Consider the following 12,441-nt stretch of genomic DNA (forward strand, 5'->3'; position numbering starts at 1 on the left):
GAAGTAGTAATACTGCACAGGGCAGGACGTTTTAGCGCAGCAATACTCGCCTCAATTTGCCGTTTCAGTTTTGGATGGAAGCTCCGGCACCAAGTTGAATTTCATTAATTTGCCATCGCGAACAACCTGAACGGTGTATGCCTGCCCCGGCGTGCTGCGCGCCACCAATGCAGCAAGCTGCAGCCAATGTTTAATGGGTTGATCGGCAAAGGCCGTCACCCTATCGCCGGCGAGTATTCCAGCGCGCGCGGCAGGCCCGCGGGCAACCACCTCTGTGATCACAACATTTAAGCGTTCAAATTTTTCACTGCCCGACTGTAACCACACATCGGAACCGGCTAGGCCAATCACTGGCCGCGCCCATGACGCACCCTGTTTCAGCGCCGGTAAAGCGTCCTGTATGAATGCGATGGGAGTAGACAGCGAAATGCCACTAAATTGTGGGCCGTCGGTCATGATGGCGCTGATTACACCAACGGCCTCACCTGATGCATTCAACAAGGGCCCACCCGCCTGACCGCGATTGGTATATAGCGTGGCCTGAATGTAGGGTTTGCCATCGGCATTGGCGTACTGATCAATTGAGCTAACGACGCCCGCAGTAAACGAAAGCCCCAGGTCAAAAGGAAAGCCCATGGTCGCCACGGGCAAGCCTACTGCCATCGGCTCTGTAGGCGCCAGCGCAACGGCCACTTGCCCACTTGCCGGAACTTTTAACAAGCCGATATCTAATAACGCATTGGCCCCAACAACCTCTGCGCGGAAACGACGTTGGTCATGGGTGACAACCAGCACCTCCTTCGCGTTCTCGATGGTTGAAAAAGCCGTGAGAATGAGTCCATCGGCGCTGATGAAAAAACCACTGCCATTGGTTCTTGCAGACCGCTTGGCTCCTAAGCGCTCACCAAAAAACGTTTTTAACTCCTCAGGCATTTCGGGTTGCTGTCGTTCGCCAACCGCGGTCACGCTGACCATGGCTGGTGCAACTCTATTCGCCACCGCCTGCCAATCTTGAGCCGTGCTGTGGCTCGCGAACCCGAGGGCGTACAGCGCTATCAACAGTGCATATATTTTCATTGTTATCCACCCATAAAAAAAGGCCCGGAGAACCGGGCCTATTGCAGTACGTTTAAACCTTAGAAATCCATGCGGAAATCTACACCATAAGTGCGCGGCTCATTGACAAAACCGGTGTTGTTGTTGAAGTCGATAAAGCCCTTCACGTTTTCCTCATCGGTGATGTTGCGGCCATACAGTGCCACTTCATAACCGCTGTTGTCATTGATAAAACCTAAGCGCATACCGCCTTCGAACTGGCCGTCTGTCTGAAACTCCACAGACTCATACAGCGCCATGTTGGTATCGCCTTGATAGGCCCAATCAGTAAACGCGTAGAGCTCACCGTTGCCAACGGGAATCGCGTAGCGCAAGGTTAAGTTAGCGGTCAGCTCAGGTGCCGCTTGGAAGGGGTTGCCATCCAGCATTGCGTTGCCATCGCCATTGAGTGGATCAAGTACAGTGCACTGACCAGAACCACAGGGAGCCGTGGCAAGGGTCTTATCTTGCAATTCTGTTTTGGCGTAGCCAATACCTGCGGTGGTGATGAAGTTTTCGGTGATCGCAAACTCCAGATCCGCTTCAAAACCATAGCCAACGCCTTTTTTCGCATTCAGCAGGCTGTTGCCGTTGTTGGCACCACCAATGGCAGACAACTGAATGTCATTCACCTGATAGTAGAAAGTGCCCAAGTTAACGCGCATGCGACGATCCATCAGATCGGCCTTGTAGCCCAACTCGAAGGACGTAATGGTTTCTGCGTCGGCAACTGATGGCATCCCTTCAAACGCCACATCGCGCGCTTGAATAGACTGCGCACGGAAACCGTTGGCAATGCGGCCAAACACGCTGCTCTGATCGCTTAGCTGGTAGTTAGTGGCAATTTCCCAACCCATGCGGCCATCATCCACTTCAACGGGCTCATAGGTTTGAATGGATGCCACATCGATCACGAGTGCAAAGCCGTCGACGTTTTGCTCGCCCACGGTCAATGATTTTTCATCGTAGGTGTAGCGCAGGCCAAGACTTACATCCCAGTCGTCGCTCATGTCGTAGGTGCCCTGACCAAACACGGCCCAGGTGGTGTTTTCGTGCGTGACAGTGGTTTGCCCGAAGAAACCATCGACCGTGGTGACATCCAGCGAGGCGTCGTAATAGAAACCACCCGCCTGCCAGTTAAATGGGCCATCGTAGTCACTGGCCAAGCGCATTTCCTGGGTAAACTGCGACACCTTGGCGCGATCTTCAGTCACGGCCTGGAAGGGAATAAAACCTGGACCGGTTGGATTGCCGCCGTCGATATCGCCTTTACTAAAGCTGTTGGCGCGCTGGTAAGAGGAGATCATGGTAAAGGCGGTTTCACCGAAATCCCACTCCAACTTCAGGCTGGTGCCAGAGCCATCGACGCCCTGTGGGTTATTGTCGCCATCGTCGTATTGAACGACGTCGCGATCAAAGTTTTCATTTAAGCCAGACTGCCCCGTGGTGAATACGTTGGCGCGGAACATGGATGATGTGCCGCTCAAGTCGCGGTCTTGATGGCTCAGCAACGCACTGAAGTCATCCGAGGGGGTCCACAACAATTGACCGCGAATCGCGTTTTCAGTGAAGCCACCCATGGCATCTTTTTCACCGGTGAAGCCGTTGTCCACCCAATCCGAGCGCTGCTGGGACAAAACCGATACCCGCGCAGCCAACTTGTCTTCTATCAAGGCACCGCCGTAAGCGCCTTCCAGATTGCGGGTACCCAAGGTACCTGCGGTTAGGTTAATAAAGCCTTCGGATTCAAACGTCGGGCGACGGGTATCGAACTTCACCACACCGGCGGTGGTGTTGCGACCAAAGAGCGTGCCCTGTGGGCCGCGCACAACTTCTACTTGGCGCACGTCGAACAGTGGGAAACTTTTCAGTACCACGTTCTCCATGACCACGTCGTCCATCACCACCGACACGGGCTGAGAGGCTGCCAAGTCAAAATCGACGTTGCCCAAGCCGCGAATGTAAAAGCGCGGCGACGCGCGGCCGTTAGAGGATTCTGCGTACAAACCGGGCACGCGGGCTGCGAGCGCCATGATATCGGAGCCATCAGAAAAGATAGCGTCCATGCGATCACCGGACAGCGTCGCAACAGAAATAGGCACTTCCTGCAAACCCTGTGGCCGCTTTTGAGCGGTGATAATTACTTCTTCCAGAATGAACTCATCTTGGGCCTGGACGGCGGTGGCCGCCATGGTGGCCGCGATAGCGACACCCAAGGTCGCACGGGTAAAGCGGCGCGTGGCGTTTTGCTGGCTGCTCATGGTCTCTTCCTCATCGTTATATTTTGAGATGTTATAAAAGCAGGACTCAAAGCTCGGGCGACCCGAATTGCCTCAAGTTAATCGGTTAACTTTCTACCATTAGACTGATACACACACAAGCAAACAGGCCCGAAGGCCTGTTAATTAAGTTAATTTAAGCACAAGGGTGATCAGTAGCCACCGCCGGTTTGTATGGCGTCGCCATAGGGCACCCAAATGTTTTTCACCTGACAGGCCTCCTGCAAAAAGCGCTGGCCTTGGGTATCTGGCGCAAACCAATCGTATTGCGCGCCGCCCTGCGCCCAGGTGCGCTTGAGGTTGGCCACCGAGGCGAGTTCAACCATCCCATTGCCCTCTTTAGAACCGAAATACCAGAGTGCATCCACCTGCAAGTGCTCCGCCAAAACTTTCGCCAAGACATCCCGCTCACCGGTGACGATATTGACCACCCCACCCGGCACGTCGGAGGTCTCCAGCAACTGATAGAAGTCAGTAGCCAAGAGCGGGTGCTGCTCCGATGGCAGCATCACCACGCGATTGCCCATGGCGATCGCCGGCGCTAGCAGTGACACCATCGACAACAATGGTGAATTATCGGGACACACAACGCCCATCACACCAAAGGGCTCATTCATGGCGAGCGTGATGCCGCGCATGGGCGGCTGGTGCACGCGACCTTCGTACTTATCGGCCCAGGCTGCGTAGTAAAACAGGCGCTCTACGGTGGCATCCACCTCTTGCATACAGCGCGCGGCGGCATGGCCCGTGCTTTGCGCTAAACGACGCGCAAATTCATCGGCGCGGTAGCTCAAGTTTTCCGCCAGGAAATACAAAATTTGCGCGCGATTGTGACCGCTGGCTCCGCTCCAACCGGCGGCGCCATTGGCGGCTTCAACGGCGTTGCGAATGTCTTTGCGGTTGCCATCGCCCACGAGTCCAATCACGGAGCCATCGGCGCCCACAACGGGCAAGCTTGCACCGCCATCGGGGCGAACCTGCTTGCCACCAATGTAGAATTTTGTGGTTTGATCCACGGCCGGCAAGTTACCCGCTGGCTTGCTGGCGCTGACTTTACCGGCGGGTTTTTCTTGGCTCAGGGTAAAGGTTTTAGGCTTCAGGTATTCGTACAAACCTTCGAGCCCACCCTCGCGGCCCAAGCCCGATTCGCGGTAGCCACCAAAGCCGCAGGCGGCGTCGAATTGATTGGTGGTGTTCACCCAAATCACACCCGCTTTAATTTGCGGCGCAACATCCAGTGCACGGTTAATATTTTCCGACCAGACGCTGGCAGCTAATCCGTAGCGCGTGTTGTTGGCAAGTGCCACGGCTTCTTGCTGCGTGCGGAAGGTCAGCACCGACAGCACGGGGCCAAAAATTTCCACATTGGCCACGGTATTACTGCTGTCCACATCGGTCAGCAAGGTTGGCGGATAGAAGCAACCGTTGGCAGGCATGTCGATATCGGGTTGATACAGGCTGGCACCTTCCGAGACGCCCTGCTCAACCAAGGCCGCAATTTGATTGCGCTGACTTGGATCCACAATGGCACCCATGTCCACGGCTTTATCGAGGGGGTTACCCACGCGCAGGCTTTGCATGCGCACGCGCAATTTTTCGATCACTTGCTCGGCCACGCCCTCTTGCACTAGCAAGCGCGAACCGGCACAGCACACCTGGCCCTGGTTGAACCAAATGGCGTCTACTAAACCTTCAACCGCACTGTCGAGATCGGCGTCATCGAAGACGATAAACGGCGACTTGCCGCCCAGCTCGAGTGTCAATTTTTTACCGGTGCCGGCGGTGGCGCGACGCAAAATACGACCCACTTCGGTGGAGCCGGTAAAGGCCAGCTTGTTGATGTCGTCGTGTTTTACGATCAGCTCACCGGTGCTGCCGTCGCCGGTAACGATGTTCACCACACCCTTGGGCAGGCCCGCCTCTGCACACAGCTCCGCAAACATGATGGCGGTTAAGCTGGTGAATTCCGCAGGCTTTAACACCACACAGTTACCCGCTGCCAAGGCCGGTGCAATTTTCCAGGCCAACATCAACAGTGGAAAATTCCACGGAATGATTTGACCCACCACACCTACGGGCTGGTGATCGGGCAACTCAGTTGCCATGAGCTGCGCCCAACCGGCGTGGTGATAAAAGTGTCGAATGGCCAAGGGCACGTCGATGTCGCGCGATTCGCGAATGGGCTTGCCGTTATCCATGGTTTCCAGCACGGCCAGTTTGCGCGAATGCTTTTGGAGCAGGCGCGCTATGGCATAGAGGTAGCGCGCGCGACCGTGGCCACCTAATCCAAACCAATCGGGTTGCGCGGCACGTGCGGCGGCCACGGCGGCATTGACGTCTTTGTCATTGGCTTGGGCCACTTTGCCCAGCTTGTCGCCGGTGGCGGGATTGACGCTGTCAAAGTACTTTCCCGACGCCGGTTTCTGCCACTGGCCATCAATGTATAAGCCAAAACCTTTTTTATGGTCGGCTAACCAGCTAACGACTTTTGTGTTGTCTTCAGGCGCGGGTCCGTAGCTCATATCGTTAAAGATCTGTTCAATGTTCATGGGAAATTCCTAGGCGAGTGGGTGGCGGTGGCTGGCGGAGTAACAACCGGTAACCTGGTGTTCCAGCTGGCGCTCGATATCGCCCAAAAGGCTCGACGCCCCAAAGCGATACAAGGCCGCGTTCAACCATCCCACACCCAGTTCTTCTTTAATCATGACCAAATAATCCAGCGCATCTTTAGCCTTGCTGATGCCGCCAGCGGGTTTGAAGCCCACTTTAAAACCGGTCAATTCAAAATATTTTCGAATCATGCGCACCATCACCAAACTCACGGGCAAGGTGGCATTCACCGATTCCATGCCGGTAGACGTTTTGATGAAATCAGCGCCCGCCATCATGCACACCATGGACGCCTTGGCCACGTTAGTGAGCGTCGCCAACTGACCCGTGGAGATGATGGTTTTCATGCGCGCGTCACCACAGGCTTCGCGGTAGGCGCGCACTTCGTCGTAGAGTTTGTCCCACTGCTGGTTGAGCACATAGCGACGGGAAATGACGATATCAATTTCTGCGGCACCGGCGGCAACCGATGCGCGAATTTCTGCCAAGCGCGTTTCAATGGGCGCCATACAGGCGGGAAAGCCCGTGGACACAGCCGCCACCGGAATACCGCTACCGGCCAACGCCGCCACCGCCTCTTCCACCATGACGTGATAGACGCACACGGCACCGGTGGTGACGTTCAACGACTGCGCGCCCAGCGCGTCGATGATATCTGCGCGCACGGGGTTGCGCGCCTTGGCACACAAGCGCTTTACCCGACCCGGCGTGTCATCACCCGACAGCGTCGTGAGATCAATGCAGCTGATCGCTCGCAACAACCACGCCGACTGCCACGCTTTTTTAACTGACCGACGGCCTTTCAGCGTCGCAATGCGACGCTCAACGGCACTCTGGTTAATGGCGATATCGGTCAACCAGCGGGCGTTAAATTCGGTGCCCGGGTTGCGCTCGGCGATGGCCCGCGACGCAAACAGTGGCGCCACTACATTGCTGCGCTTTTTTGCGCTGGCGGCGGCCGTTTTTTTCTTAACAGCTGTCATGATGCTCTCTCGTGTTGCCCGATTAGCACGGGTTGTTTCAATCGTTTGCGCGTCGTTTAACCGATGCGCTGCAAAATTACCGACCCACTATCAACCGGGCTTTCACTCAATGTAACGGCGGCGCGAATGCGCGCGCCGGCCGCGTCGGCAGCGGCCTTGTCGCGCGCGTGCACCCACGCGATGGGCGCGTCCGGCCCAACCGCTTGACCGAGATGCGCCACGTCGGTGAGCCCCACCGCAGGGTCGATACGATCTTCTACGCGACGGCGTCCACCGCCCAGTTCTACCACGGCGTTACCCACAGAGCGGGTATCCATCGTGGCCAAATATCCAGCCTGGTCGGCATACACAGGCACCACAACCGGGGCCTTTTCTAAATAGGCGTCGGTGTTTTCCACCAAATCGCCGGGACCACCCAAGGTGCGCACCATGCGCGCAAAAATCTCGGTGGCACGGCCGCTGTCGAGGCTGTCCTGCAATTGCTTGCGCGCCGCTTCAGCGTTGGGCGCCAATTTCGACAACACCAATAAATCTTCACCGAGCGCCAACACGTTGTCATGCAAACGCGCTTCGCGAGACTTGCCCGTCAAATAATCGAGGGTTTCGCGCACTTCCACAGAATTGCCGGCGGTGGTGCCGAGCACTTGTGACATATCGGTAATGACCGCGGCGATGGGCAAGCCCAAACCGGTGCCCACTTTGACAATGCGGCCACCCAAGTCTTGGGCTTTTTCTAGCGTGTCGGCAAAGGCGCCACTGCCGGTTTTAATGTCCATTACCAAGCCGTCGAGGCCAGCGGATAATTTTTTCGACAAAATAGAGGCGGTAATCAACGCCAGCGCTTCCACCGTGCCGGTGACATCGCGAATGGCGTAAAAACGGCGATCGGCCGGCGCCAAGGTCTCGGTTTGACCGACAATTGCGCAACCCACTTGCGCCACTACTTCTTGCAAACGCTCATTGCCGGGCACTGAGTTGTAGCCGGGAATGCTGTCGAGCTTATCGAGTGTGCCGCCGGTATGACCCAGGCCACGACCAGACACCATGGGCACGTAAGCGCCGCAGGCGGCCAACATGGGCGCCAACATCAGCGACACTTTGTCGCCCACGCCGCCGCTGGAATGTTTGTCTAACACCGGGCCATTTAACGCCAGCGATTGCCACTGCAAGGTAGTGCCGGAATTCAGCATGGCGCGCGTAAGTGCGACGTTTTCATCCAAATTTAAATCGCGAAAATAGATGGCCATGGCCAGTGCCGAAACTTGGCCTTCGGAAATGCTGCCGTCGGTGAGTCCGCGCACAAAAAATTCAATTTCAGCCGTGCTCATTGGCTGGCCGTCGCGCTTGCGGCGAATGATGTCCTGAACAAGCATTTGTACTTCCTTACATAGCAAATAAAAATCGTACAGCAATGCCGGCATCCCCGCGGGCAAGGCTGTACGGAAACCCGCGCAGCGCGCGGTATAAAACGTTACTTGGTGCCGAAAATTTTATCGCCAGCATCGCCCAGGCCCGGCAGGATGTAACCCTGCTCGTTCAAGCCGTCATCGACACTCGCCGCAAAAATTTCTACATCTGGGTGCAGCTCGTTGACCTTTTGCACGCCCTCGGGCGCCGCCACCAACACCAGTGCGCGAATACTCGTGCAACCGTGCTTTTTCAACAGATCAATAGTGGCAATCATTGAGCCACCGGTGGCCAGCATTGGATCGACAATCAACGCCAAACGGTCGCCAATATCGGGCGCCAATTTTTCAAAATAAGTGACCGGCTCCAGCGTTTCTTCATTGCGATAAATTCCCACCACGGAAATTTTTGCGTTGGGCACCAGCTCCAATACGCCGTCGAGCATGCCGAGACCGGCGCGCAAAATTGGCACAACGGTGAATTTTTTACCTTTGATACGCTCCACTTGCACGGGGCCATTCCAGCCGTCCAACTCATAGGACTCCAACTCTAAATCGCGCGTCGCTTCGTAGGTAAGCAGCGCGCCCACTTCACCGGCGAGCTGACGAAAGCGCAGCGTGCTGATGCCACCCTCGCGCATTTTTCCAAGCTTATGGCATACCAGCGGGTGTCGAATTTCATGCACGTTCATGGCTTAGTCCTCTTGCAAAGCGCATTCGAGCGCCAGCTCAATCATGTCAGTCAGGGAAGTTTGGCGATCGGCGGCGGCCATGGCCTCGCCCCGCAGAATGTGGTCGGTCACGGTGCAAATGGCCAGTGCCTTGGCGCCCATTTCGGCGGCCACGCTGTACAAGCCGGCGGCTTCCATCTCTACACCCAGCACACCGTACTTGGCCATCACTTGAAACATTTCGGTGTCGGGCGTGTAAAACAAATCGGCGGAAAAGATGTTGCCGACGCGCACGTTGAGCTCGCGTTTGCGGGCTGCAGCAACGGCTTTTTCCAGCAGATCGAAGTCGGCGATAGCAGCGTAGTCGTAACCTTTAAAGCGCACACGGTTCACGTTTGAATCTGTGCACGCGCCCATGCCCACTACCAAATCGCGCAGGTTGATATCCTCACTCACCGCGCCGCAGCTGCCCACGCGAATGATGGACTTAACGCCATACTCGCCCATGAGTTCGCGCGCGTAGATGGATGCCGACGGAATGCCCATGCCTGAACCCATCACGGAAATGCGCTTGCCTTGGTATTCGCCGGTAAAGCCCAGCATGTTGCGCACGTCGGTCACTTGGCGCGCGCCCTGTAAAAAATTATCGGCAATGTATTTTGCGCGCAGTGGATCGCCGGGCATTAAAACCGTTTCGGCAAAATCGCCAGCCTTGGCATTGATGTGGGGAGTCATTAAGGGTGTACCTCAGAATCAGTCGGAGTGGTGGTGGGCGCGAGGCCCAAAAAACTGGTGCCGTGGCTCAAGGGCGCCAAGCCGAAATGATCGGCCAGCGTTTGGCCCATATCGGCAAAGGTGGTGCGGCGGCCTAGGGAGCCGGCGCGCAAGCCCGCGCCGTAGGCCAGCACCGGCACGTGTTCGCGGGTGTGATCTGAACCGGGCCATGTGGGGTCACAGCCGTGATCGGCAGTAATGATCAGCAAATCATCTTTTTGAAGTTTGGCCAGCAATTCCGGCAGGCGACCATCAAAATATTCGAGCGCCGCGGCGTAGCCGGGCACGTTGCGACGGTGGCCGTATTCAGAATCAAAATCCACAAAATTGGTGAACACAACACTGCGGTCACCGGCCTCGTCGAGCGCCGCCATGGTGGTATCAAATAAGGCGGGCAAACCGGTGGCTTTAATCTTCTTGCTAATGCCTTGGCCAGCAAAGATGTCGTAAATTTTCCCCACCGCCAACACCTCGCCGCCATCTTCCACAAGGCGATCCAATAACGTGGGGGCTGGGGGCGTCACAGAGAAATCGCGACGATTGCCGGTGCGTTTAAAGGTCGCGCTATCTTCGCCCACAAAGGGGCGCGCGATGACGCGACAAATGTTGTAGTCGGCCAGCAATTCAAACGCAATCTGGGAAATTTCCAGCAGCCGATCCAAGCCAAAACTGTCTTCGTGGGCGGCGATTTGGAACACGCTGTCGCTGGAGGTGTAGACGATGGGCTTGCCCGTGGCGCGATGCTCTTCGCCCAAGCGCGCAATAATTTCTGTGCCCGAGGCGTGGCAATTACCCAGCACGCCAGGCAGGCCTGCGCGCTCCACAAATGCGTCCAACAGCGCCTGCGGAAAACTGTTTTGCTTGTCGGTGAAATAACCCCAATCAAACATCACCGGCACCCCCATCATCTCCCAGTGTCCGGACGAGGTATCTTTACCGCTACTCAATTCAGCCGCGTGACCAAAGGCCCCCTCAACACGAATATTGGTATCGGTACCGGCGGGAAATTCGCCACGGCTTTCGCGGGCGGCGTGCATCAAGCCTAGACGCGTCAAATTAGGCAGCGTTAACGGGCCCTTGCGGCCTTCGTCTGCGCGCCCCTCGGCACAGCGCTCGGCAATGTGGCCCAAGGTATCGGCACCGGTATCACCGAAGGTGTGGGCGTCTTCGGTGTAACCCACCCCGAACGAATCCAATACCAAAAAAATTGCGCGTTTCATGTTACCTCTCCTTCGGGCCTAAGCGACCCGGTGCCCGCTTAGGCCAGACCGATAAACAGGCCCGCCAGCGTGGCGCTCATTAAGTTCGACAGCGTGCCTGCGGCAACGGCTTTTAACCCCATGCGCGCGATGTCGTGCCGGCGCTCGGGCGCCATGCCTCCCAAGCCGCCCAATAGAATGGCGATGGACGACAAGTTGGCAAAACCACATAGCGCAAAGGTGGCAATCACCTGCGTTTGTGCCGACAAGGTGTCGCGCACGCCAATCAAGTCGATGTAGGCCACGAATTCATTCAGCACCAATTTCTGGCCCACTAAACTGCCCATAGCGACGGCGTCACTCCACGGCACGCCCATGAGGAACGCCAGTGGCGAAAGTATCCAGCCCAGCAACTGCTGCAGGGTGAGATTCTCAATGCCAAACCAGCCCGCCACTCCGCCCAGCATGCCGTTCAGCAGGGCGATCAAGGCGATAAATGCCACCAACATGGCACCGATGTTCATGGCCAGCTTCATGCCGGTCAGCGCGCCGCCGGCAGCGGCATCAATCACGTTTTCTGGCTTATCGCTTTCATCGAACGAGGCCGATGTCACATCGTCAATTTTGGGCGTCTCTGTTTCCGGCTTAATAATCTTAGCCATCAATAGGCCACCGGGCGCCGCCATAAAACTGGCCGCAATCAGGTATTTCAACTCCACGCCCATGGCCGCATAACCCGCCATAACCGCGCCAGCAATGGAGGCCAAACCGCCGGCCATTACCGCGAATAATTCGGAATCGGTCATGCGACCAATGAATGGCCGCACCACCAAGGGGGCCTCGGTCTGCCCCATAAAAATGTTGGCCGCCGCCGATAGCGACTCGGTGCGCGAGGTACCCAGCAAGCGCTGCACCGCGCCACCCAAATACTCCACAACCCGCTGCATTACGCCAATGTAGTAAAGCACCGCCATCAATGCCGACAGGAACACGATCACCGGCAGCACCCGAATGGCGAAGACAAAGCCGATGGAGTCGCTCGCCAAGCCGCCAAATAGGAAGTTAATGCCGTCATTGGAGTAGTCGATCACATGCTGTATCGAGGCTGCAGCGCTAGCGAGCGCTTCCTTACCCCAAGGCACATACAATACTAATGCCGCGAAACTGGCCTGCAAGATAAACGCGCCAATTACCGTGCGCAGGTTGATGGCCCTGCGGTTATCCGACAGCAGATAGGCAATCGCCAATAACGCTACTACTCCTAAAATGCCCATCTTTTCACCTTATTATTTAATTTTATTCGACGTAAATTGGGTTGCTGGCAGCGCCTGAGCGCACCACTGAACATGACGACTTAATCGTTTAAGCGAATTAAACGAAGGTTATAGACTCCCCCTTTAGGTGTCAACCAAGGTCGATTGGGG

At 56.4% G+C, this 12,441-nt stretch carries 9 protein-coding genes; all 9 read right to left on the reverse strand.

What is annotated here, in order from left to right; translation table 11 throughout:
• Positions 1-51 precede the first annotated feature (51 nt).
• Positions 52-1,077, reverse strand: a complete 1,026-nt coding sequence (locus FHS30_RS13300) for a S1C family serine protease (protein ID WP_183911002.1) — start codon at positions 1,075-1,077, stop codon at positions 52-54.
• 59 nt (positions 1,078-1,136) lie between these two features.
• Positions 1,137-3,356, reverse strand: a complete 2,220-nt coding sequence (locus tag FHS30_RS13305; protein WP_183911003.1) for a TonB-dependent receptor — start codon at positions 3,354-3,356, stop codon at positions 1,137-1,139.
• Positions 3,357-3,526: 170 nt separating this feature from the next.
• Positions 3,527-5,923 (reverse strand): aldehyde dehydrogenase family protein, encoded by a 2,397-nt coding sequence (locus FHS30_RS13310; RefSeq protein WP_183911004.1) that lies wholly within the window; start codon positions 5,921-5,923, stop codon positions 3,527-3,529.
• Positions 5,924-5,932: 9 nt separating this feature from the next.
• Positions 5,933-6,967 (reverse strand): deoxyribose-phosphate aldolase, encoded by a 1,035-nt coding sequence (gene deoC, locus FHS30_RS13315; RefSeq protein ID WP_183911005.1) that lies wholly within the window; start codon positions 6,965-6,967, stop codon positions 5,933-5,935.
• Positions 6,968-7,023: 56 nt separating this feature from the next.
• Positions 7,024-8,340: a thymidine phosphorylase gene (deoA, locus tag FHS30_RS13320; RefSeq protein ID WP_183911006.1), complete on the reverse strand. Its 1,317-nt coding sequence runs from the start codon at positions 8,338-8,340 to the stop codon at positions 7,024-7,026.
• Positions 8,341-8,438: 98 nt separating this feature from the next.
• On the reverse strand, positions 8,439-9,065 hold the full coding sequence (upp, locus tag FHS30_RS13325; RefSeq protein WP_183911007.1) for a uracil phosphoribosyltransferase: 627 nt from the start codon (positions 9,063-9,065) through the stop codon (positions 8,439-8,441).
• A gap of 3 nt (positions 9,066-9,068) precedes the next feature.
• Positions 9,069-9,779, reverse strand: a complete 711-nt coding sequence (gene deoD / locus FHS30_RS13330) for a purine-nucleoside phosphorylase (RefSeq protein ID WP_183911008.1) — start codon at positions 9,777-9,779, stop codon at positions 9,069-9,071.
• Positions 9,779-11,038 (reverse strand): phosphopentomutase, encoded by a 1,260-nt coding sequence (locus FHS30_RS13335; protein ID WP_183911009.1) that lies wholly within the window; start codon positions 11,036-11,038, stop codon positions 9,779-9,781. Before FHS30_RS13335 ends, deoD begins: the two co-directional genes overlap by 1 nt.
• A gap of 38 nt (positions 11,039-11,076) precedes the next feature.
• The gene (locus FHS30_RS13340) at positions 11,077-12,291 is read right to left on the reverse strand and encodes a NupC/NupG family nucleoside CNT transporter (RefSeq protein ID WP_183911010.1); all 1,215 of its coding nucleotides are present in this window, start codon (positions 12,289-12,291) and stop codon (positions 11,077-11,079) included.
• Between the last annotated feature and the right edge of the window lie 150 nt (positions 12,292-12,441).

Origin of the sequence: Simiduia aestuariiviva (assembly GCF_014192475.1) — a bacterium.
Taxonomy (GTDB): Bacteria; Pseudomonadota; Gammaproteobacteria; order Pseudomonadales; family Cellvibrionaceae; genus Simiduia; species Simiduia aestuariiviva.